Below are 22,115 nucleotides of genomic sequence, written 5' to 3' on the forward strand. Positions count from 1 at the left end.
CTCTGAGTATTTATGCGGTTCCTTGTTCCCATAGTTCTTGCGGTTGCGCTTATCGCGGTGGCCTTCAATTTTGCGAAGCCGCTCCCCGATAAGTTTACTGAGGATTCCTTCTTGCCGAAGGCGTCTTCGGTGAAGTATCTCGCGGCCGGGAATGATGCCTCCTTTGCGGGGCTCCTGTGGATCAAGGGACTCACCTCGCTGGGCGAGAGCTTCCTTTCGGGCAAGGAGTACAACCACCTGAGCCATGTAGCGAACCTCTGCACCGAACTCGATAGCCTGTTCTACACGCCTTATTACTTTGTCGGTAGCATTACCCCGATAGATACGCAGGACACTACGGACTTTATCGTGATGCGCCGTGCCCTCAGGAATTTCCCGGACCACTGGCGCCTTGCTGTTGGGTTTGCGCTCCGCCTGTCGAAGGGGCCGTACCCCGACCCGCATGCCGCTGCCGACGTGATGCGCCCGTACTTCGACAGTCCCGATACGACGATCCCGCAGCACATTCGCCTGATGTACCGCACGTTCGAGCTTGACGCCGAACAGACGGAGACTGCGCTCGAGATGATCATGAACGACGTGATGCAGCCCCGCTTCAAAAAGTTCCGCGAAAGCTTCTACAACAAGACGTTCCGCGTGCTGGGCTACAGGGGCATTGGTTCCAAGGCGGGTTCCGATTCTACGGTGTACAACGACGTGAAGAACACCATCGATGCTTTTGCCGATGGCAAGGTTCACCCGCGCTATGCATTCGCGCACCTGCTCTCGCTGAAGAAGGTCGAGAAGAAGGAAGAGGAAACTGCCGCAGTAGAACCCGCCGAAGAAAATGCAAAAGAAAAACCCGTGGACGGTGCCCCGGGTAATGCAGCGGAAACTCCCGCCAATTAATCCTTATCGTGTTATTGCAATGCGGGTGCTGAGCAGCATCTTGCCGTTGCTTGTCGCCCTCACGTAGTACGTGCCCTTCGATTTCGCGAGGCTCCTTACGGGTACGCTGCCCGACTTTGCGAAGGTGTTGTCGTACACGTTTTTCCCGCGCATGTCGAATACGGTCAGGCGCATGCTTGCGTTGCTCAGCACGAATTCCAGGTTGCCGTTCCTGTAGTTTACGCTCCCGAATCCTTCGGGCTTTGCCTTCCGGGCAATCGCTGTCGTTCCGCCGGATTCGCTCGAGCCCATGTTCCAGTCGCTCGGGACGCGTGCCGCGATTCCCCTGCCCGCCGTGCTCATGTAGACGACTCCGTAGGTATTCATGTCGCCCATCACGAACTCGCCGTTCGCGAGCCCGCCGTATTCGTGCCCGTCGTCGTTCACGCGGGTCCATGTCTTGCCTGCATCGTCGCTCCCGAACACGCCTACGGTTTCACCCACCTTGCCGAACGCGTAGATTGCGGGGTAGCCGCCTGCAGCCTTAGGCTTCCCGTAGCCTACGGCCTCGCAGTAGCCGATGCCCTCTGCGGGTGTCCAGCTCTTGCCGCCGTCGGTGGAGTGGAGCAGCTTGCCTGTCACGGGGTCGCCGGTCTCGTTCCTTTCGGCGATAGGGAGCCAGAGGTCGCCTTCGTATCCCGGGATGGCGCGGAACTTCTTGTCGTTGCTCTTGCCGGGTTCGCTCACCTTCGTGAAAGTGCCGCCCTTGTCTTCGCTCCTGAAAAATTCTCCCGTTGTTCGGTTGTATGCATAGAACACGCTTGCGTTTTCGGGGTCGCCCACGACGAATGACGCGTTGTCGATTCCCGATACGGTTTCCCATCCGGAATTTACCTGGCGGTAAACGGTGGTTGTCCCGCTACCCGGTACCCAGACGATGGTGCTTCCGTCGGTAGAAATTGCGACCGTGCCTTCCTTGTAGTTCTTGTCGAGGCTCCCGTAGGTGGCTACGCTCCAGGTGCGACCGGAATCCTTCGAGACCTGCACTGGGTCGATGGGCACGTCGTTGTACTGCCCTTCGTAGGCGCGGGTGGCGCTCACCTTCACGAGCGTTCCCGATTTCGGGGCGTAGGCGAGTGCCCACGTGGAACCGAGGGAGGTGTTGGTGCCCGAGACGGAGGTGAGGTGCCTGTGGGCGGGGAACTTCGAGATGTCCTCGTGCCTGAATCCGTCATAGTCGGCGATGACGGAAACTAGCGGGCCTCCGGGAATGCTTACCACCTCGTAGGGGACGGTCTCCTCGATGCCGTGTGCGTTGAAGTGCCATACCTGGCCCTGGACCGCCTCGTCGCTCGAATAGTAGTAGTTTGTCGTGGAATCGAACGTTCCCGCAGGTATCACCTCGTAGTCGTCCATGTTGTCGCAGCGGAAAATGCCGTTGCCGGAACTCACGAATACGCGCTTGGGGTTGAACGGGTCGATTGCCGCGCTGCCCGACCAGTGGATGGAACCTCCCTGCATCCAGCCGATTCCGTTCTCGTCCATCTGCTTGACGGTGGGGTAGTAGCCGCCTTCCATCCAGTAGTACTTGAAGCTTGCGACCCATGTCTTGCCGCCGTCCGTGGTGCGGAAGATGTTGGAACCCCACTGGTCGCTCCACTTGCCGTCTTCGCCGTCGGTGGCGATGTACCAGAACTGCGGGCCGCGGTAGCCTTCTGTGGTGACGACCATCTCGTTCGGGTCTTCCGGATTGATGGATATGCCGCCGTAGGGTGCAATGTAGGTGTAGTTTTCCATGTCGGCGTAGTCGGCGTTGTCGTATTCCGACGCGCCCGTGTTGCCGTCGTCGATGTAGTCTTCCGGCGATACGTCGGTCCAGGTGAGCGTCGCGATATCGCACTGCAGTACCGCACCGCGGCCGAACCCGTCGTATATCATGCCCCAGCCTTCGTCCCAGCCCATGGAATGCGGGCCCGCGCCGTCTGCGAACGTGACGGTGAGCGTGCCGCCGTCCTTCGAGACTACCGCGCGCTGCGGCATCAGGCGGACCTTCGCGCCACCCGCGGTAGTGCGGAGCGCGTCGGGAACCGGGAGCGGTTTCCAGGTCTTGCCCGCGTCGGTCGAGGTGAACACGTTTTCGAACGTGGATTTTGCCGTGCTCCCTTCGCGCAGGAACCCGGCGTAGAGCGTGCTGGAACTGCCCGGCGCGAACTGCACGAAGCTGAACCCGGAGCCGTTCCAGGTGGTGTCGCTCCCGGCGGCCGCGGTCCAGGAATCTACGTGGCTCCAGGTGGAACCGTTGTCGTTTGATTTCCAGAGCCCGGACCTTCTCGAGCCGTAGAACATGATGTCGGTATTGTTCGGGTCGATGGCGAGCGCTTCGCCGTTCCCGCGGCCCATGCCGTTGCCGTGAACGCCGAAATCCATCACCACGCCGCCCTTCGCGCCCGTGGAATCCCAGGTGTAGTGCACTTCCCAGCTCTTGCCGTAGTCCGTAGAACGCAGGAGGGCGCTGCGGGCGTTGCTGAAGTAGCTCGTGCCCGCCATCATGTACACCTTGCCTTCGTCCTTCGGGTCAACCGCGATGGCCTCGATCCCGAGCAGGCCGAGTTCGCTCACGTCGACCCAGTCCATCATGGATTCCCAGCGCTTGGTTTCTTCGTTCCAGCGGTATGCGCCGCCCACGTCGGTGCGCGCGTAGAATACGTTCTTTTCGACGGGCGAGGCGATAACGGCGCTAACGAACCCGCCGCCGCCCATGCTCACGTTGCTCCAGCTGAAATCGCCCTCGCCGGTCGCTGCGTGGACGGCGAGAGATGCACCCGCGATGGCGAGAATTGCGCCTGCGGGCCTGAAAAAGTTACCCATAATCACCTCACATAAACGGGACGGAGAGCCCCGTAGCGAGGAATATATATTATGTCTCCTGGAACCGTATCGCCCGCGCGCCCCTGCACGAAAAAGCCGTTGTGCAGTTTTCTACGATACGAAACACCCCGAAATAAACATCTTGCAACCCGCGATAAACATCCCGCGCCTTGCGATAAACGTCCTGCGCCCCGTGATAAACATCCCGCGTCCCGCGATAAACGTCTTGAAACCCGAATAACTAGTAACTAATGACCAATGACCAATGACCAATAACCAATGACCAATGACCAATAACCAATGACCAATGACCAATAACCAATGACCAATGACCAATGACCAATAACTAATGACCAATGACCAATGACTAATCATTCCCCGCAGCGCTTCGCGTTGTTCGGGAGCCCCATCAGTTCGAATGCGTTCTTGCAGCGGAGTTTCAGGTCGGCCGCTTCGTCTGCCGGAGTGCTCTTGAGCTGCGAACGGAGATAGAGGATTGTCGCCGTCATGTACGGCACGTTACCTTGTATGGACTTCTTCTCGGCTTCACGGTAAAGCGAATCCGCTTCGCCCCTGCCCGAGACGTCTGCCATGCGGGCTGCGGTATAGGCATAAAAACCGCCCTTCTTGTCCGAGCGCTTCCCGACCATCTTCAGCGATTCGTCGGCGTCGTCGGTCCTGCGTTTTGCCGCCTGGGCGATCGCGCATTCCGAGAAGAATGCCGCCTGCAACGGCTTGTCTGCCTTCTTAATGGAATCGGCATCCGCCGAGGCGCACATCTTGGCGGTCTCGTCGAACTTTTCCTGCGCGTTTGCAAGCGCGGCCTTGCCCTGGAGGAGCATCAGGTTGGTGTTCTTGTCGAGAATTTCCTCGCGGACCTGTGCGAGCAGCGAGTCGGCGAACGCGAAATCCAGACTCATGGTGCGTATCTGGGCCATCGCCATGAGCACGCGTGCCTCGGAACGCAGGTCCGATTCCTTGCGGCTTGCAAGCAGCGCGCGTTCCAGCTGGCCGTAACTCTTCGCAATCTTGCCCGCGTCGAGCGAACGCTGGGCGCGGTACGAAAGCACACCCGATTCCGATGCGCTTGCGATGGTTGCGAGCGAGAGAAGTACCGCCATGCCGAACTTGCGCATTACCATAGCGTCTCCACCATGAAGGGCACGGAATCCTTGCTAGGCATGGACCTGCGGATAATCCACATGTTCGAGATGCCGGTCATCAGGTCGTCGGCGTTCTGCAAAGTCTGTTCGGTCGATTCCATGAAGTCCGAAAGTCCGGAGGTCACCTGGCCCACTTCCTTCAGGAGTCCGTCGACCTTGCCCATTGTCCCGTCGATCTTGCCCATCATGCCTTCTACGTTGCCCATCAGGTTGTCGACCTTGCCGGGCAGCGGCTTGAGTTCGGTCATCATGCCGGAAACATCGTCCGTGATGCCGTCGACCTTGTGCAACAGGCCGGGCACGCTGCTGTGGAGCGTGTCGAGGAGGTTGGATGTCTTGAACAGGGCGCTCTTGCCTGCGAGTGTAATGTCGTTGAGTCGGCGCAACTGCGTGTTCAGGTTGTCGTACAGTGCGCGCGATCCGAACAGGGCGCCTACTGTCGTTCCCGTATCCATCGCCATGGCGACAAGCGTATCGGCTGCGTCGATAAGCAGGTTCACGCGCCCGAGCAGCTCGTTGGCCGTTTCAAGCACGGTCTCGATATCTTGTGCCCTTCCCGGAGGCAGGAAGTCGCCGTCCTCGAGGATGCGGCCCACGCCCTTGCGGGCTTCGATGGTCACCACGCGGGCCGAAATCAGGTTCTGGTCGCGGATGGCGTAAACTGTCGCGCTGTCGGTAATCCAGCTCTGGAACTGCTTGCGGAGGGTGAACTCCATGTACACGCCGTTGTCCTTGATTTCCATGTCTGAAATCTGGCCAACGTCGACACCGCTAATCTGGACGCGGGTACCGGGCCTGAGGCCGAGCGCCTTTTCAAAAGTACTGTGCAGGTGGTATTCCTCCACGCCGATCATGCCGCTCGTGAACAGCGTGGTGTAGAGGACTAGTGCAAAAACCATGATAGCGACCGTAAAGAATACGCCTACCAGGAGGCCGGAAACCTCCATCCAGTTGATTTGCTTTACGGGTTTGAATTTCATGTCGATAAATATATAAATATTCGTTTATTGTGTATACGGTAAAATTTTTGTTTTGTATTTTGAGGAAAAAAAGAGGATTTTATGGATTTTTTTGAATTCCTGGACAATTCGGTCACCCCTTCGCATACGGTCGCGGGTCTGGTTTCCGCCTTTCGGGCGGCCGGGTTCCGCCTCTACGAACCCATGATGCCGGCAAGGATTGAACCCGGCGAGGGCTACTGCATTGTGTGGGATTCGTCCCTGATTGCCGTCCGTGTCCCCAAGAGCGTGAGCCAGTTCCCCGGGTTCCGCATTGCGCTTGCCCATACGGATTTCCCGACCCTGAAGATTACGCCACATCCCGACCGGGTTTCCTGTGGCGTGCAGACGCTCCACCCCGAAATATACGGCAGCCCGATTTTCACGAGCTGGCTGGACCGCGACCTGGGATACGCGGGCGTTCTCGCCTATGCGGAAGGCGGCGAGGTGCGACTCAAGACTTTCCGTGGCGACAAGCTGTTCCGCATACCGCAGTTGGCAGTCCACCTGAACCGTGGCGTGAACCAGGACGGCCTGAAGGTCAATCCCCAGACGGACCTTGATGCCCTGTGGAGCGTGGTTACGGGCGAAAAGTTCGAGGACACCCTGCGGGCGGAAATCCCGGAAGGCGCGAAGTTGCTCGACTTTGACGTGCAGCTGTTCGATGCGCAGAAGGCGGCCCGTGGCGGGTTCCATGACGAGTGGATTTATTCGGGAAGGCTCGACAACCTCTCGAGCTGCCACGCGATTGCCGAGGCGTTTGTCGCTTCGGAACCGCTCGAAAACGACTTTGCCGTTGCCTGCTTCTTCAATAACGAGGAAGTCGGTTCCACGACCCGCGAAGGTGCGGGCGGGAACTTCCTGAAGAGCGTGCTGGATTCTATCGTCCCGAATGTCGATGCGCTCCTGGCGTCCAATTCGCTTGCGCTTTCCATCGACATGGCGCATGCGGTGCACCCGAACTTCCCACAGAAGCACGAGCAGAACCATGCCCCGATTCTGGGTGGCGGAATCGTATTGAAGACAAATTCGCAAAAGCGCTACGCGAGCGACGTGTATTCCAGTGCCCGCTTCAAGTTGCTTTGCGAACAAGCGAACATCAATTGCCAGACCTTCGTGATGCGTAACGACATGCCCTGCGGCTCAACGGTCGGGCCTACGGTATCTGCGGCTCTCGGAATTCCGACGGTCGATATCGGCGAGCCCATGCTCAGCATGCACAGCATCCGCGAGATGACTGCGGCGAAGGACCATGCCGATATGATCAGTCTTCTGAAGGAGTTCTACCGCGAAAAAGCTTGAAGCCTTCCTGATTATATTACATTTACTCCAAGGAGTTGATGTACGTATTTATGAAGGGTTTCATTAAATTTTTAAGGTCTATCGAGGTTCCGCAGGCGAGGTGGAACCGGGCTACGCTGGCCTTCTTGATATGGGGAGGCCTTTGCCTTTTGGCAAACCTGTTCTGCACGAACGCGAATGCCTTTGGCGGCGATCAGGGCTACTGGGCGGACTGGGTCAAGAAACTTGCCGAAGGCGGTTTCGAGAAGTTCAACGGCAACTATCCGCCGCTCTACGTTTTTTGGCTGTGGGTCGTGTCGAAGGTCTACGTGCTTTTCGATATCCCTATCGACAAGACGTTCATGCTCAAGTTCCTGTGCCTGTGGCCGGTATACTTTGCGCACCTTGCCCTTGTGGATATAGCAAGCAGGCTTGTCTCGAAAATAAAGCTTGAACCCGCGAAGGCGAATCTCGTGCTGGCGTTCGTGGCGCTCAACCCGGCGCTGTTGCTCGACGGCCCCATCTGGGGGCAGGTCGACATGTTCCCGTGCATATTCGGCATTGCCGCGCTCTACTGCGTCAATTTCAGGAGCAAGATGAAGTATGCGGCGCTGTTCTTTGCGCTTGCGCTCCTCGCGAAGTTCCAGATGATTCTCCTGCTGCCTATCTTCGGTGGCATATTCATCCGCAAGTACAAGATTTCTTGGCGCGGGCTCCCGGCGATGGCGGTTGCAATCGTGCTCGTGCTGTTGCCGTTCTTCATTGCGGGCAACCTTTCGGGCATGCTCTCGCGCGCATACGTGAACACCACGAGCCAGTACCCGTATGCGACATACAATGCGGCGAACCTCTGGATGCTTACGGTAGGGAACCTGAGTGCCGATGCGACGCCGTTCTTCAACCTGCCCAAGGAGGGAATCTGGTCCCTGCTTTCGCCGGCGTGGATTGGCAAGATTCTGTTCGTGATTGTCTCGCTTTATATTCTCAAGTGCTCGCTGTTCGCGCGGAACTTGCGCACGACTTTCAAGCTTGCGACCTTCAGCTCGTTCGCTTTCTTCTTGCTGCTGCCCGGCATGCACGAACGCTACCTGATATACGCGATTCCGTTTGCGTGCATGTGGCTCGTGCTCGACCTGCGCAAGTCCTGGTTCTGGGTTGCCTGCATTACGCTCCTTTGCGCGATGAACATCGAGATGGTCAACGGGCTCAAGGGTGGCGATCTCTGGCCCTGGATTTCTGCGTTCGGCGTGATTGTCTTTGCCGCCGCCTCGGTGCACGCGCTGTTCCCGAAGTTCTTCCCGCTGCTCGCGTATGCGGTAAGCCGGCTGTCGCTCCCGCGGTTTACGCCCTACGTGGTTCTCGGGCTCATCCTTGTCGTGGAACTTTCCTGCGAGGTGCGCGAATCCCGGCCCATCGAGGTGGAACTCCTGCCGAACCAGATGTATCTCACCGACCTGAAGATAGACCACTACACGCAGGAATACGGCTCGCCCCGCATCAACCGGAGCGTGGAAGGCAAGACCCTGATGGTGAAGAACCGCCAGTTTGAACACGGTATCGGCTCGCACGCATCGTCCAGCTTGCACTTCACGTTGCCCGCAAATGCGGAATATCTGGATTTCTATGTGGGCGTGGACGATGAAGTGTCCGGCGGCGGCTCGGTAAAGTTTATCGTGAAGTCGGACGAGGGCGAACTCTGGTCCAGCGGGCTTGTTCGCGGGAACAACGCCCCGGTGCCGGGCCGTGCGAAGGTTGCGGGCCTCGACCACATCGTGCTCGTTATCGATGCGGATGGCGACAACGCCTACGATCACGCGGATTGGCTCAGCCTGATTTTGACATTGAAGAAGTAGCATGGTTCGCGTCGACAAGATTCGCATCGGTTTCTGGCTAATCCTTGCCCTTGGCATCTTCGCGCGGGTATTCCTGTTCGGCGACGTTCCGGGCGATATTAACCAGGATGAGGCCTTTGCGGGCTACAACGCCTTCACGCTCATGCACAGCGCGGCGGATTCCTACGGGTACCGCCTGCCTGTGTACCTCACGGCGTGGGGCTCCGGCATGAACGCACTCGAATCGTACCTGATGATTCCCTTTGTCGCTATCTTCGGGCTCAAGGTGTGGGTGGTTCGCCTCCCGATGCTCATCGTGGGCATACTCTCGCTTGTCGCCGTCTATCACCTGGTAAGGCGCTTTTCTTCGGGCAGGCTCGCGCTGGCCGCCATGTTCCTTGTGGCGATTTCGCCCTGGCACATCATGCTTTCGCGCTGGGCGCTGGAATCGAATCTCGCCCCCGGGTTTGTACTGTTCGGGATTCTCTTCTTCGTGAAGGGCCTCGAGAAGCCCAAGTTGCTGGTGGCATCGGCGCTGAGCTTCGGGCTTTCGCTCTATGCGTACGCGACGGTATGGTCGGTGGTGCCGTTTATCGTTGTTGCGTGTGTGGCCTACGCGCTCTGGGCTCGCTCGCTCCGGCATACGCGCTACGTGTGGATTTCGCTCGGCGTGCTGGTGGCGCTTGCCTGCCCGCTGGTGCTTTTCCTGCTCGTGAACAAGGGCGTGATTCCTGAAATTAAACTGCCCTTCCTCAGCATCCCGAAACTCGTGTACTTCCGCGACAGCGAGATTTCCTTTGCCCATATTCCGCGCAATCTTGCTAACCTGGCGAACATTCTCGTAAAGCAGAATGATTACCTCCCGTGGAATTCCTTCGGGCGTCACGGGCTCTACTACCCGGCGACGCTCGCGTTCTTCCTCGTGGGCTTTTGCGTGTTTGTCTGGAATGCTATCCAGGACATTCGCAGGCGCAGGCTCGGACTATCCGCGTTCGTGCTGGTGTGGCTTTTTGCGGGCCTTGCCATCGGGGCGCTCATCCAGGTGAACGTGAACCGCGTGAATCTCCTCTTTTTGCCGCTCCTTATCGTATCGGCGTTCGGGATTGTTTTTGCGTTTGAGCGTATCCACGTGCGTGCGCTTGTGGTTCCGCTGTTCGCCTACCTCATTTGCTTCGCCACCTTCGAGAAGGAATACTTTACCACCTACCGCGACCGTATCGGAAACTACTTCTGCGAGGGTATCGAAGATGCGATGAACCTTGCACTCTCGAAATCGGCCGGCAAGAGCGTTGTCGTGGACCCGGACGTGAGTTACCCGCGCGTGCTTTTCTACGGAAAGGTTCCGCTTGATTCGTACCTCTCGACGGTCAAGTATACGAATTTCCCGAGTGCGTTCCTGTACGTGCGCTCGTTTGACAAGTATATCTTTACCGACAGGATAATTCCCGAGCATAGGCAGGATTTTGTTTACCTGCTCGAAAACAGCGGGGCGCGCATGAAGACCCTGCAGGATTTGGGCTACAACGTGGAATGCTTCGGGAAGTATGTCGTGGGTTACTAAAAAAAGGAGGATAAAATGAATGGGTTACGGATTCGCTTGATATGCCTGCTGGTAGGGTTTCTCCTGTCGGTATGCTGCAATGCGGGTGTCATGATTGTCGTCGAGGAAAAACTCTACGAGGATTCGCAGGTGAAGGATGCTGTCGCGCTCTACGCGAAGGATATCGGGGACGCGCGAGGCGTGAAAGTTGCGATAAAGACCTTCGCTTCGTCGAAGAACGGCGGGACTGCGGAGGCGCTCAAGGAACTCCTGGTGAAAAACCGCGAGGGCTTGCAGGGCGCGATATTCGTGGGCGACCTGCCGCGTGCCCTGTTTGAGTTCCCGCAGTGGAACAACGACGGTTTTAGGTACCAGCGCTGGGCCTCGGATTTCTATTTCATGGATATGGACGGCGTGTGGCTCGATACGGCATCGGGCTGGTTCGGCATGACCGATGGCAAGATTACGGAAGAGGTTGTCCTTAAGCCGGCATTCAGTATTGGTTCGGCTTCGCCTCTTCCGGGAACCGTCCCTGTGGATAGTTTCTCTATCCGGTATGAGGGCTTTATCAAGCCGCCCCAGACAGGGCTTTGCTCGCTTGAGGTGATTAGCGATAACGGGCGCAGGGTGTTCATTGGCGATACGCTGGTGGTGGATGCCTGGCTTCCCGATTGGAGTAGATCCTACTATGGTGCTGTAAACCTGGTCAAGGATAGTTTGTACGCATTTAGGTTGGAGTACGAGGAAGAATATGGCAGTGCCAACTTGTCCCTGTACTGGAAATGGGAAAGCGGCTCATGGGAAGAAGTTCCCAAGGACGTTTGGTTCCACGGTAATCCCGTAGAATCCGGGCTACTGGCGACTTTCTATGGAAACATTGGCCTGAAGGATTCTGTCGAGCATCCGGGTGAACCTACGGGCTGGAAGAGCGGTGCCGGCAACGGTGTCTACGATGCGCATTATTCTACAAGGCGCGATTCTGTTTCGGATTCCCTTGAAATCTGGGTTTCGCGCATAGACCCCAATACGGCAGGCCTGCTCGGAAGCCCGAAGGATCTGCTGCTGAAGTGGTTCGATAAGGTGCACGCCAGTTACGGGAAGAAAACATTTTCGAACAAGGCGGCGTATTTCATGGTGCCGGGGACGGACCTGACGGTGGAATCCAACTACAAGTTTGTCCGCGGCCTCTCCGCCCTCTATGGCGAAAGCGCGGTGGATATCATCGAGTCTGATTCGCTCAAGTATGTGCAGAGCATCGCGAAGGATTACGACTGGTCTATCTATGTGGGCCATAGCAACCATCTGGGGCTGGGCCTCGGGTTCAATGCGCGCGATGTGCGTTACCCGATGGAAGTTGGGCCGCGGATTTTCCACTTCGCGTCGTGCGGCCCCCTGCTTGCCTATGATGACGTCTATGGAAATACCTACAGTATTTCTGTCGCGTCTGCACACCTGTTTGGCACAAGTGGCGGTGGCCTTGTGAGTGTCGGCTCCACCAAGACGAGCGGCGATAACCAGCTGGACGACCTGATGTACGAATACGCAGCCGAAGGGGTTTGGATTGGCGAGGCGTTCCGTCGCTGGCTCAACGAACGCATCAAGCGCAACAGGTACTGGCCGCGTGAAAACATATATGACTGGTTCTACGGCGAATCGATGATTGGCGACCCGATGCAGGTCTTTGGAACGCATGCGACGGATGCGCTCCCCCGCAAGAAGGCATGGCGTGCTCCGCTCGAGAAACACCGTTCCTACGACGCCTCGGGAAGGCTTATTCAGGGCCGGTTCCCCGAATACAAGGTGCGGTTCTTCCGCTAACGATGCGAACCACCCTCCGGGGTGGTTTTTTGCATGCCCAGTTTTGTATATTATAGCCGATTCCGGAGCGACCGCAGGGAGCGATAGAATCTATAGAAGAGATTAGTATATGCGTTTATTTGTGTTGTTTGTATGCTTGCTGTCGGTAGCGCTTTTTGCGCGACCAATAAACGACGGCAATAAACTTTTCAAGAACGGCGACTATGCCGGCGCCCTTGAAAAATATATGAAGGCCCGCGAGGCCGAACCGGCGAACCCGCTTTTGTTCTACAATATCGGAACATGCCAGTACAGGCTCGGCAATTACGAAGAGGCCAAGAAGGAACTCGAGAGTGCCGTGCGCATGCCGGATAAAAAGATGGCCGCGAAGGCTGCCTACAACCTCGCGAACACGCACTTCCGCATGGGCGAGAAGGCCGCCGAAGGTAGCGAACGCATTGCGGCCTGGCGCGAATCCGTAGCGTATTTGAAGAAAGCCATCGACCTCGACAACAATTTCGAGAATGCGAAGAAGAACGTGGAAATTGTCCAGCGCAAGCTGAAGGAAGAACTCGACAAGCAGAAAGAGAACAAGGACCAGAATCAGGACCAGAACAACGACCAGAAACAGCCACCGCTTTCCGACAAGGCGAAGGAAGTCCTGGCGCGCGCATTGCAACTTTGCAAGGACGGCAAGTACGCCGAGGCGAAGGAGATGCTCGAGAACCTGATTGCTGAGGACGAGACTGCGGGCCAGTTGAGCGGCCACGTGCAGCGCATTGACGACGTCATCGAAATCAAGGCCGGCCGCAAGCCCAAGGCGAAGATTGACGCCAGCAACACCGACAACGACCTGGAGGTGATCTGATGCGCGAAGAATTTAGACTTATGTCACCCTGGAGCGCAGCGATAGGGTCCATTGTGTTGATTTTGCTGTTGTCCGCAGCAGCCTTTGCCGCCCCGAAGTCGGCGAGCGCCTACTACAGCGATGCGGCCTTCCAGTACATCGAAAACCGCCTGCCTTCTGCCGAAATCACCTGCAACGAGGGCCTGCAATACTACCCGAACGACCAGAAGTTGCAAATGCTCCTTGACCGCATCAAGGAAGCCAAGGACGAGCAGAAGAACGAAAACAAGAAGAACGACAAGAACCAGGACAACAATCAGGACCAGAATCAGGATCAAAATCAAGATCAGAATCAGGACCAGAATAAGGACCAGCAGAACCAGGACCAGAACGGAGACAACGGTCAGTCCAGCGGGTCTGAGACTTCTTCGAGCCAGGGCGATGACCAAAACCAGGATCAGAATGGCGGTGGCCAGTCCAGCAGCAGCCAGGGCGGTGAAAGTTCCGACAGCAATGGCGGGCAGCAGCCCGAGCCGCAACAGCCCGAAGAGAATTCTAGCGACAGCCAGGGTGGCGAAGACGAGCAGGAACAGCCCATGCAGATGGGCGAGATGAGCCCCGAAGAGGCGGCACAGCTCCTGAAGGATTTCGACGAGCAGAACGGCGAACGCAAACCCTGGAAACCCGTCCGCGGGCAGGCTAGACCTGCTAAGGACTGGTAAGGCGAGCGCCGCAGAAAAATGCTTGCATTTTTCTATGGCCGAGCCGCCGAGTCTTGCGCTCGAAGAGCGCAAAGACTGGTAAGGTCAACCGAAATCAACCTCAGTATGTCATCCCCGACTTGGTCGGGGATCTTTTTTATATTGTTCTGTATGAGATTCCGTTCACTTGTTTTTTTGTGTGCGCTTTTGACTGCGTTCCTCGCCTCCTGCGGTGACGATTCCAGTTCCGGTACGGATGCCTCAGTTACGGAAAGTTCTTCGGAGCAGGCTCTGTCGAGTTCCGCGCAGTCGCCTGAAAGTTCGTCTTCGAGTGTCGCGCCGGTATCGAGTTCAGCCGAAGAAAAACTGAGTTCGAGTTCTGCTGAGGTCGAGTCGTCGAGTTCGGAGACGCCGGCTTTTTCCGACGACGGTAAGTGCACCGATTGCGATAGCTATACGGCAGCCGACCCGGAACTCACTGAAAACGGCGGCAAGGGCTCCGTTACCACTTACGGGAGCATTACTGCAAAAGAAACGAGTCTCGGTGGCGCCTGCAACTATGGACAAACAAACATACAGTATTACGCGGCGATTCATGTGAATGTTTCTCCGGGCGATGACATGGGCCCGTGGGATGGCGGTGCGGCCTGCGGCGGCTGTGTGCATGTGAAGGCGCGGACGCCCGAAGGCTGGAAAGAGGTGACCGTGCGCATTACGGACCGCTGTCCCGACGCAAACTGTGGTGTAGACTTGGGTGGTGCCCCTGCGGCCGATATCATGGGCAATCGCGTGGGCCGCTACTACGGTGAATGGGAATTCGTGAGCTGCGAAGGCGTCGACGGCGTGTGGGGCGATTCAACGTCCATCTGGGTCAAGGAAGGTGCGAGCGAATTCTGGAGCATTATCCAGGTGCGCAACCCGAAGGACATGGTCAAGGGTATCGCCATTTACGGTATAGATACCCGCGACTTCTACGAGCTCGAGATGGTCGTGGGTACCGAGAACTTCTGGACGGTACCGAAGAATGTTCTGCAGACCGACAGCCGCTACCGTGTGGTGGTGAAGTACCGCACCGGTACCGACGACGAATGGAAAATAGAGGGCTCCGACCTCGCTGTTCCCGAGGCCAACCTGTACCTATACGAACATAGGGAATAGTTTATCGCCCGCGACGGCGAGAACTGAATTGCACGGGGGAGTCGTTTCCGCGCGGATTGTTGCCGCGGTTCCTGCCAAAGTCGCGATTGTCTCGGTTGTCGCGGTTGCTGTGGAATTCGCGGCGGCCTTCTTCGCGATGCTCGTTTCGATTTTCGCGACGGTCTTCGCGGCGCATCTCGTTGCCCGAAAAACCCTTGCCCGCGTTTCCGCTGCTCGCGTTCCCGAACTGCGCGGCGCGCCTTTCCCTGCGGGCGGAATTCTCCCAGCGACCTTTCTCGCCGACTTTCTTGGGTACGATTGTGGTGGAGCGCGCTTCCCGCTTTTGCAGTTCGCGTTCGCGGTATTCCGCATTGCTTTCGCGTTCCAGGCTAGGGAAGAACTCCTTGCCTTCTGCCTTCGCGCTGCGGCTCAATAGCAGTCGCCCGATTTTCCCGAGTTTTAAACGTTCAAGCGTCGCGCGGATTTGCGGGCGGTTCTCCGGAATGTACCAGAAGAAGAACTGTCTCTGGCTCTTCTTCTGCTCGGGTGTCTTTGCCACGTAAAGCGGCTTTCCGTCGGGCGTCATCTCGGAATAGAACATCTCGGTCGCGATTGTCATCGGCGTGGGGGTAAAGTCCTGCACCTGTTCCAGCTGGAACCCGAGCTGCTTTGTCTCGAGGGCAAGTTCCGCCATATCGGCCTCGGTACATCCGGGGTGACTGCTGATAAAGTAAGGTATAATCTGCTGACGCTTGCCGATGCGCTTGCATTCGTCGTCGAAGAATTCCTTGAACTTGTGGAACAGCGTAAAGCTTGGCTTGCGCATGAGCTTGAGCACTTCGTCGCTCGTGTGTTCCGGTGCCACCTTCAGGCGTCCGCTCACGTGATAGTCGATGAGCTCGCGGGCGTATTCCTCGTGGTCCTTGCGCAGTTCTTCGTCATTCGTTTCCTGCAACAGCATGTCGTAACGCACGCCGCTCCCGATAAACAGGTGCTTTACCTTCGGGTGGTTGCGCACTTCGCGGTAAAGGCTCAGAATCTCGGCATGGTGCGTGTCCATGTTGTCGCAAATCTTGGGCGTGAGGCAGCTCGGTCGTGCGCATTTCTGGCATCGGCTCTGGTCGCGTCCGCGCATGTTGTACATGTTCGCACTCGGGCCGCCCAAATCAGTGATGGTTCCGGCGAATCCGTCCATCTTCGTAATCAAATCCACTTCGCGCAATATGCTTTCGCGGCTGCGGCTTGCGATAAATTTGCCCTGGTGTGCGTTGATGGCGCAAAAACTGCAACCGCCAAAGCATCCGCGGTGCGTGTTGATGCTGAACTTTATCATGTCGAACGCGGGCACGTTTCCGCGCTTCTTGTAACGCGGGTGCGGCTCGCGCGCATACGGGTATTCAAAGCTCTCGTCTAACTCGCCGTATTCGAGCGGCGGGTACGCGGGGTTAATCACGACGGTCTGTTCCGCGACATCCTGCAATATGCGGCGCTGGAACCACTTGTTGCATTCGATATCCACCTTGCGGCAGTTCTCTATCTGGTTCCGCTTGCTCTCGAGGCATTCCTCGTAGCTGGCGAGCCGCAGGTCTTCCCACTGGTTGCTCTTCGGGACGTTCCCCTTGGGCGCCAAGTATGCGGTTTGCGGTATGGAATGCAGGCTTGAGAACGGCACGCCTTTTTTCAAGAGTCGCACCATCTCCTTCAGGGGCTTTTCGCCCATGCCGTAAACGAGAAGGTCCGCCTGCGTATCGAACAGGATGCTCGGTTTGAGCCTGTCGCTCCAGTAGTCGTAATGCGTCACGCGGCGCAGGCTCGATTCCAGCCCGCCAATCATCAGCGGCACGTCAGGGTAGAGCTGCTTTAAAATCTTTGCGTAGGTGTACGTCGCGTAATCCGGGCGGAAACCCGCCTTGTTGCCCGGCGTGAAAGCGTCGTCGCTTCTCAGGCGTTTTGCGGCGGTGTAGTGGTTCACCATGCTGTCCATGCCGCTACTGATCGCGAAGAACATTCGCGGGCGTCCGAGTTTCTTGAAATCGCGCAGGTCGTCGCGCCAGTTGGGCTGCGGCAGAATCGCGACCCGCAAGCCCTCGTGCTCGAAGAGCCTTGCCACCACGGCGTGCCCGAAGCACGGGTGGTCCACGTAGGCATCTGCGCTGATGATAATCACGTCCACGTAATCCCAGCCGAGTTCGTCTAGGTCTTCCTTGCAGATGGGGAGGAATCGCGGATCGTACATAAAAGATAATTTAGAAAAGTAGGCGGACCTCGTTAAAGAACTTGAAAAACGTGTTACTGTTTTCCTTTGCCAAAAGCGGGAAAATATCGAGATTTACAGGCAAATCGTCATATAGGGCGGGATACAGATGGTCCCGTTTTCTTTTATGGAGTAGTTCTTGGGGTGGATGATGTACGATTTGCTAATACGTTTCTTGTAGATTTTATTGAAATCAGCTAGGGATGTGGTTGTATAATTTTTTGACGACTTTACCTCGAGGGGGATGACCTTTCCGCTTGTAGAATCGCTCAGTAAAAAATCGATTTCTATATCGTTTCTGTGCAGTTCTTTGTTATATCGGGTGAAAAAATAAAGCCTGTGCCCGTTTGCGGTAAGCATCTGTGCAATCGTATTTTCGTAGAGCATGCCCTTGTTTATTGAAAGTTTGTCGTTCATAATCTGCTTGTACAGCGAATCTCTTGCGATCGCGTTTTCGTTGAAAGCATGCGAGAACAGGAGGCCGGTGTCGCCCATGTAACACTTGATTGCGGAATCGTCGCTGGAGAGGCCCATTCCCACATTGGGGTCGGAACATTTTAGGCAATTGTTGGTTATCATGGAGTTCGAAAGCCACATAAATGTGTTTTCGTAGGTGTCTGCGGTGTTGATGCCAGACTCAATTTTGGAAAGCGACACACGCTTTTCGTGCTTGGAAAGGAATGCGGGAATTTGCAGGAATGTGGAAAGGACTTTTGACTTGTACGCTCCCTTGATTTTTTGGATGTCTTTCTTATAGAGGGAAATAATGCTGCGTTTGCGTTTGTCGCTGTATTCAAAACTAAATGAATGCTCTAGAAATTCGGCGATGGACTGCGGCATTCCGCCGATAAGCATGTATTGCTTGAACAGTTGCATGGCGTCGTTGTGCAAGCTGCGTTCAAGTGCTGTTCCTTTGTTGAAACATTCCCGGATGTAGTTGCAGATGGTGGGCTTGCCGAGCGCCTGGCAAAACTCCTCGAAGTCCATCGGATACATTTGGATTGAAGTTTCTTCCGATGGAATGGTGATGTCCTTGACATTTTCGTAGATGGAAATGAGTGAACCGGTCTCGATGTAGTCGAATCGCCCATCCTTGACCAACTTCTTGATGCTTTGCCGGGCCTTTGGGAATCTTTGCACCTCGTCAAAAATGATTACGGAGTTCCGTGGGTAGAGTGTGACCCCGTAGGTGTAAGAGAGCGTAGTAAAGAAACTGTTGAGGTCGCTCATCTTGTCGAACGCCTTCTTGACGGAAGTTTCGCAATCGTTGAAGTCGATTAGAATGTATGACTTGTATTCACGCTGGGCGAATGTTTCTACGATGGTGCTTTTGCCAATTCGGTGGGCCCCCTCGATAAGGAGGGCTTCGCTGCCCTGGGATTCGGCTTTCCATTGCAACAGCTTCTGGTAGATTTTTCGCTCAAACGTAATCATTTATGGACCTCCACTAATGAGAATATACATAAAAGTTGCCAAAAGCGCAAGGTGCGTAATGCTTGAATCTTGCCAAAAGCGCAAGATATTAAATGTCAAAAAATTGCCAAAAGCGCAAAGTTCAAAAAAGTGAGGCTTTCCCCTTCAAAAAAGCCCTTTTCTCAAAACTTACCCCTCCATATGAAACACTGCGTTTCATAAAATGCCGAAATAACGGAAAAACGAACAAAAAATATGCTAATTTCTCGAAAAATTCATTGATTTTGTTTCATCAATAGGGTAGATTTGTAACAGGGTAAGCCATGAGACCGATAACAGAGTATTCAGACTACCGTAAGTATATGCGGGATTATTACGAGGAACGCAAGAAGGGTTCCTATTTCTCGTGGCGTGAGTTCGCCAAACTTGCGGGGTTCACGTCGTCGGGGTACCTCAAGCTGGTGTGCGACGGCAAGACTCGTCTGAGCCGCGGAGGGGCGGCGAAGGTTGCCGGTGCCATGGGCCTTACCGGGTTCGGTGCGCAGTATTTCTGCCTGCTGGTGGAATACTGCGATGCTCCGGACGCAAACGTTCGTCTCGAGATTTTCTCCCGGATGCGCGCCCTGATGGAGGAGAACGGGGTTCGCATCCTGGGAGCCGAGGCGTTCGACTATTTCAAGTCGTGGATAAACCCGGTGGTGCGTGAGCTGGCGCCTATCATGCCGGGCGCGAAGCCTTCCGAAATTGCAAAGATGTGCGTGCCCGAGGTGACCGCGGGCGATGTGCGCAATGCGCTTACGCTCATGGTGCAGGCGGGCCTTTTGCATTTGAGACCGGACGGCTCTTACGTACAGACTAACAAGGGGCTTTCGGGCGACCCCGCGCTTGTCGCGGGAGCGATGCACGCCATGCAGAAACAGTTGACGCTGCTTGCCGCCGATGCCCTCGATGGTGTCGCCCGTGAAGACCGCAACATTTCGGGCCTTACTTTCGGTGTGGACGAGAAGACCTTGTGGCACCTTTCCGAGGAACTGGACCTTTTTCGCCAGAAAGTCAAGGATATTCTTTCAAAAGTCGAAAACTATGACCGCGTATATAGATTAAATTTGCATTTATTCCCGCTGAGCAAGGCAAAGGAAGGCAAAGATGAAAACCAGGGCTAGTTTTGTACAAAGTATCGTTACGCCGTGTGTGGCCTTGCTCGCTTTGCTTTCGGGCTGTGCCGGCTTTACCGAGAACGTGGCCGGGAATGCGATGGCGGATTCGGAAGACGTCACTCCCGATACTGGAACGAAGGACGGTGAAGGCTTGCCGGATATAAGTGCACCGCAGGATGCATCTGACCCTGTCGTGCCGATTCCGGGTCAAAATATTGGCCATTCGGATATCCCGACTGAGACTGTCGATCATGAGGTTGACAAAAGTGTCGCTGCAAGGTTCGAGTCGGCGAAAATTCGGAGCACGGGCAAGCTCTTGCGGAGTGCCGCCGGCGACTCGATAACCATTGTCCTCGAAATAAACGGCGGTTGCGTCAAGGAAGGCGAATCTTTCGCGTACGACCAGAACTTCTTCTTCGCGGATTCGAAGACGTTTGCCTATAGCTTCCGTGGCGATACGCTATTGCTCTCGAAAATCTCTGAACCCGACCCGTATGAAGCGGACCAGCAGAAATACGAGGAATCGTTTATCTTCGTGGGCGGTACGTCGGGCAAGCTTGATGGAATCTGGAAACATTCGCAGTGCCGCTATCGCGAAGACAAGATGTACTGCATGAATGACGGTTACGATCAGTATTTCAAGTTCGATGGCGATAAGGTGGAATACCGCATTACGGACCGCGTAGATTACGACTACATGCAGACGGTATTCGTGGACCAGTTGTTCGATTTCATCGGGGACGGAGGCTCCATCCAGCTGGAAACGCCTTATTATTATTCGGATACGAAATACGGGCAGGAAAGTGCCGGTATCAGTATTCTCTCAAAGACAAATACCACGATGAAGTTTACCCATGCCGACAAGACGTTCGACCTGAGTGTGGATTACGCCCGCTATAAAGACAGCCTGCACGTGACGCTCAAGTCGGGCGACGTGAGCTGTGAGGGAACAGTACGCGAAATGGAAGATGTCGTGACCGAGGTGTGCTCTGATGACAATGCAGATTACTTGTGGAAATCGAGCTCGGGCGCATATACGTACGAACGGATGAACTCTCGCGAGTTCGAGGCCTGCATCGATGGTATTCTCGGGCGCAATCAGAACGATTGATTCGCATGTGATTTGGGCGGTAGCTACTACAAGCTGCTGAAATACCAGATTGGTATTGGCTACTGGTTCTAGGGTGTAGCGCCTTCGCTTTTCTTGGCTTCGCGCTCTTCGGCTTCGCGTTTTGAATACGCACACCCGCAGTAGTTTTGACGGTAGAGGTTGTATTCGGCAGAGAGTTCTATGGAACGCTTGTTGCCGCCCTTGCGCTTGAAGTCGCTGGGGAGCGCCTTGACGCCGTAGATTGCCCCCTGTTCCTTGGCGACCACGTTCAGTACCTGCTCGTCCTTCTTGGGGCTGATGGTGAGCGTGGTGGTAAAATAGTCGAATCCCATTTCCTTCGCGAGCCTTGCCGTTTCGCCGAGTCGCAGTTCAAAGCACTTGCGGCAGCGCTTGCCGCCTTCCTTCTCGTCTTCGAGCCCGCGGGCAATCTCGTAGAATTTCTTGGGGTCGTACTCCCCCTCGATAAATTCCACCGGATACTTTGTCTTGAACGTGGAGACGAACCGCTTGATTTCGGCGACGCGGTGGGCGTATTCTTCGGCGGGGGCGATATTCGGGTTGTAGTAGAAAATCGTTATCTTGAAAAACTGCGAGAGGTACTCAATGCAGTAGGTGCTGCAGGGCCCGCAGCAGGCGTGCATCAGGAGCGTGGGCACGTTACCCTTGCGCTGGTTCCACCGGATGATGTAGCTCAGGTCTCGCTGGTAGTTGTGATACGCTTCAGGCATCTCGCTAGTCCCAGTTGAGTGTGCCGAACGCGGTTATCCAGAAGCAGATGGTTGCCCCGATGGCAAAGAACCCCATGACGGTCTTTTCTTTGTGGCTCGTGCTGAAGAGCACCGTGGTGGTATAGAACGTGAGGTAGACTGCGAAGAAGAACGCGAGGATGCGCGTAATCTCGAACGGGAAAAGCATCGGGAGAACCTTGCCCGCGCTGAGCAGCGTGTACATCGCGATTAGCTGCATGCAGATGGGGATGATGAACGCCTTGCGTACTTCCTTGGGAACCACCCTGTTGCGGCCGTTCATGGCGTACATACCGAGAGGTGCACCGAACGCGAGAGCGATATTCAGTGCGATGGATGGCAGGAACAGGATTGCCCCGATGACGGTCGCGATAATCATGCCGTAAAGATAAAAAAAAGGACC

17 protein-coding genes are annotated in these 22,115 nt (G+C 55.8%); 10 read left to right on the forward strand and 7 right to left on the reverse strand.

The features are described from left to right. Window positions 1-12 precede the first annotated feature (12 nt). Window positions 13-888: a hypothetical protein gene (locus tag BUA44_RS01280; RefSeq protein ID WP_072807755.1), complete on the forward strand. Its 876-nt coding sequence runs from the start codon at window positions 13-15 to the stop codon at window positions 886-888. Between the two features lie 3 nt (window positions 889-891). On the opposite strand, the gene BUA44_RS01285 is transcribed toward BUA44_RS01280, so the two are convergent. The 3 genes from BUA44_RS01285 to BUA44_RS01300 form a co-directional block, all read right to left on the reverse strand. Continuing rightward, complete coding sequence (locus BUA44_RS01285; protein ID WP_072807756.1) at window positions 892-3,735, reverse strand: T9SS type A sorting domain-containing protein; 2,844 nt, start codon at window positions 3,733-3,735, stop codon at window positions 892-894. Window positions 3,736-4,106: 371 nt separating this feature from the next. Beyond that, window positions 4,107-4,877 carry a hypothetical protein gene (locus BUA44_RS01295; protein WP_139258729.1) on the reverse strand — a complete coding sequence of 257 codons (771 nt, stop codon included), beginning with the start codon at window positions 4,875-4,877 and terminating at the stop codon, window positions 4,107-4,109. After that, window positions 4,871-5,878, reverse strand: a complete 1,008-nt coding sequence (locus BUA44_RS01300; protein ID WP_072807759.1) for an MlaD family protein — start codon at window positions 5,876-5,878, stop codon at window positions 4,871-4,873. Before BUA44_RS01300 ends, BUA44_RS01295 begins: the two co-directional genes overlap by 7 nt. Window positions 5,879-5,959: 81 nt before the next feature. Here BUA44_RS01300 and BUA44_RS01305 point away from each other — a divergent pair, with 81 nt between their 5' ends. The 7 genes from BUA44_RS01305 (at window position 5,960) to BUA44_RS01335 (ending at window position 15,052) form a co-directional block, all read left to right on the forward strand. Continuing rightward, window positions 5,960-7,198 (forward strand): M18 family aminopeptidase, encoded by a 1,239-nt coding sequence (locus BUA44_RS01305; protein ID WP_072807760.1) that lies wholly within the window; start codon window positions 5,960-5,962, stop codon window positions 7,196-7,198. Between the two features lie 50 nt (window positions 7,199-7,248). Beyond that, on the forward strand, window positions 7,249-9,030 hold the full coding sequence (locus tag BUA44_RS01310) for an NPCBM/NEW2 domain-containing protein (protein ID WP_083579433.1): 1,782 nt from the start codon (window positions 7,249-7,251) through the stop codon (window positions 9,028-9,030). Between the two features lies 1 nt (window position 9,031). Next, window positions 9,032-10,570 (forward strand): ArnT family glycosyltransferase, encoded by a 1,539-nt coding sequence (locus tag BUA44_RS01315; RefSeq protein WP_072807761.1) that lies wholly within the window; start codon window positions 9,032-9,034, stop codon window positions 10,568-10,570. A gap of 15 nt (window positions 10,571-10,585) precedes the next feature. Beyond that, window positions 10,586-12,367, forward strand: a complete 1,782-nt coding sequence (locus BUA44_RS01320; RefSeq protein ID WP_083579415.1) for a PA14 domain-containing protein — start codon at window positions 10,586-10,588, stop codon at window positions 12,365-12,367. A 109-nt stretch (window positions 12,368-12,476) separates the two neighbouring features. Next, the gene (locus BUA44_RS01325; protein ID WP_072807763.1) at window positions 12,477-13,214 is read left to right on the forward strand and encodes a tetratricopeptide repeat protein; all 738 of its coding nucleotides are present in this window, start codon (window positions 12,477-12,479) and stop codon (window positions 13,212-13,214) included. Beyond that, the gene (locus BUA44_RS15510; protein ID WP_178348719.1) at window positions 13,214-13,915 is read left to right on the forward strand and encodes a hypothetical protein; all 702 of its coding nucleotides are present in this window, start codon (window positions 13,214-13,216) and stop codon (window positions 13,913-13,915) included. Before BUA44_RS01325 ends, BUA44_RS15510 begins: the two co-directional genes overlap by 1 nt. A gap of 150 nt (window positions 13,916-14,065) precedes the next feature. Continuing rightward, a complete protein-coding gene (locus tag BUA44_RS01335) occupies window positions 14,066-15,052 on the forward strand; it encodes an expansin family protein (protein ID WP_072807765.1) in 987 nt (328 codons plus the stop codon). A gap of 1 nt (window position 15,053) precedes the next feature. Here the strand turns inward: BUA44_RS01335 and BUA44_RS01340 are convergent, their stop codons facing one another. Together BUA44_RS01340 and BUA44_RS01345 are read right to left on the reverse strand one after the other, a co-directional pair. Beyond that, window positions 15,054-17,267 carry a YgiQ family radical SAM protein gene (locus tag BUA44_RS01340; protein ID WP_083579416.1) on the reverse strand — a complete coding sequence of 738 codons (2,214 nt, stop codon included), beginning with the start codon at window positions 17,265-17,267 and terminating at the stop codon, window positions 15,054-15,056. A 93-nt stretch (window positions 17,268-17,360) separates the two neighbouring features. Then, window positions 17,361-18,716 (reverse strand): ATP-binding protein, encoded by a 1,356-nt coding sequence (locus BUA44_RS01345; protein ID WP_143151825.1) that lies wholly within the window; start codon window positions 18,714-18,716, stop codon window positions 17,361-17,363. Between the two features lie 305 nt (window positions 18,717-19,021). Here BUA44_RS01345 and BUA44_RS01350 point away from each other — a divergent pair, with 305 nt between their 5' ends. Then, on the forward strand, window positions 19,022-19,861 hold the full coding sequence (locus BUA44_RS01350; protein WP_072807767.1) for a TIGR02147 family protein: 840 nt from the start codon (window positions 19,022-19,024) through the stop codon (window positions 19,859-19,861). Continuing rightward, window positions 19,845-20,966, forward strand: a complete 1,122-nt coding sequence (locus tag BUA44_RS01355) for a hypothetical protein (protein WP_143151813.1) — start codon at window positions 19,845-19,847, stop codon at window positions 20,964-20,966. Before BUA44_RS01350 ends, BUA44_RS01355 begins: the two co-directional genes overlap by 17 nt. 68 nt (window positions 20,967-21,034) lie before the next feature. Here the strand turns inward: BUA44_RS01355 and BUA44_RS01360 are convergent, their stop codons facing one another. Further along, complete coding sequence (locus BUA44_RS01360) at window positions 21,035-21,694, reverse strand: epoxyqueuosine reductase QueH (RefSeq protein ID WP_072807769.1); 660 nt, start codon at window positions 21,692-21,694, stop codon at window positions 21,035-21,037. Window positions 21,695-21,698: 4 nt separating this feature from the next. After that, complete coding sequence (locus tag BUA44_RS01365) at window positions 21,699-22,091, reverse strand: hypothetical protein (protein ID WP_072807770.1); 393 nt, start codon at window positions 22,089-22,091, stop codon at window positions 21,699-21,701. Window positions 22,092-22,115 lie beyond the last annotated feature (24 nt).

Origin of the sequence: Fibrobacter sp. UWR3 (genome assembly GCF_900143055.1) — a bacterium.
In the GTDB taxonomy this organism is placed as follows: domain Bacteria; phylum Fibrobacterota; class Fibrobacteria; order Fibrobacterales; family Fibrobacteraceae; genus Fibrobacter.

Bases quoted from the DNA above. Each gene is read 5' to 3' on its own strand.
- BUA44_RS01280 (WP_072807755.1), top strand. From the start codon at position 13: ATGCGGTTCCTTGTTCCCATAGTTCTTGCGGTTGCGCTTATCGCGGTG.
- BUA44_RS01285 (WP_072807756.1), bottom strand. From the start codon at position 3,735: ATGGGTAACTTTTTCAGGCCCGCAGGCGCAATTCTCGCCATCGCGGGT.
- BUA44_RS01295 (WP_139258729.1), bottom strand. From the start codon at position 4,877: ATGGTAATGCGCAAGTTCGGCATGGCGGTACTTCTCTCGCTCGCAACC.
- BUA44_RS01300 (WP_072807759.1), bottom strand. From the start codon at position 5,878: ATGAAATTCAAACCCGTAAAGCAAATCAACTGGATGGAGGTTTCCGGC.
- BUA44_RS01305 (WP_072807760.1), top strand. From the start codon at position 5,960: ATGGATTTTTTTGAATTCCTGGACAATTCGGTCACCCCTTCGCATACG.
- BUA44_RS01310 (WP_083579433.1), top strand. From the start codon at position 7,249: ATGAAGGGTTTCATTAAATTTTTAAGGTCTATCGAGGTTCCGCAGGCG.
- BUA44_RS01315 (WP_072807761.1), top strand. From the start codon at position 9,032: ATGGTTCGCGTCGACAAGATTCGCATCGGTTTCTGGCTAATCCTTGCC.
- BUA44_RS01320 (WP_083579415.1), top strand. From the start codon at position 10,586: ATGAATGGGTTACGGATTCGCTTGATATGCCTGCTGGTAGGGTTTCTC.
- BUA44_RS01325 (WP_072807763.1), top strand. From the start codon at position 12,477: ATGCGTTTATTTGTGTTGTTTGTATGCTTGCTGTCGGTAGCGCTTTTT.
- BUA44_RS15510 (WP_178348719.1), top strand. From the start codon at position 13,214: ATGCGCGAAGAATTTAGACTTATGTCACCCTGGAGCGCAGCGATAGGG.
- BUA44_RS01335 (WP_072807765.1), top strand. From the start codon at position 14,066: ATGAGATTCCGTTCACTTGTTTTTTTGTGTGCGCTTTTGACTGCGTTC.
- BUA44_RS01340 (WP_083579416.1), bottom strand. From the start codon at position 17,267: ATGTACGATCCGCGATTCCTCCCCATCTGCAAGGAAGACCTAGACGAA.
- BUA44_RS01350 (WP_072807767.1), top strand. From the start codon at position 19,022: ATGAGACCGATAACAGAGTATTCAGACTACCGTAAGTATATGCGGGAT.
- BUA44_RS01355 (WP_143151813.1), top strand. From the start codon at position 19,845: ATGAAAACCAGGGCTAGTTTTGTACAAAGTATCGTTACGCCGTGTGTG.
- BUA44_RS01360 (WP_072807769.1), bottom strand. From the start codon at position 21,694: ATGCCTGAAGCGTATCACAACTACCAGCGAGACCTGAGCTACATCATC.
- BUA44_RS01365 (WP_072807770.1), bottom strand. From the start codon at position 22,091: ATGATTATCGCGACCGTCATCGGGGCAATCCTGTTCCTGCCATCCATC.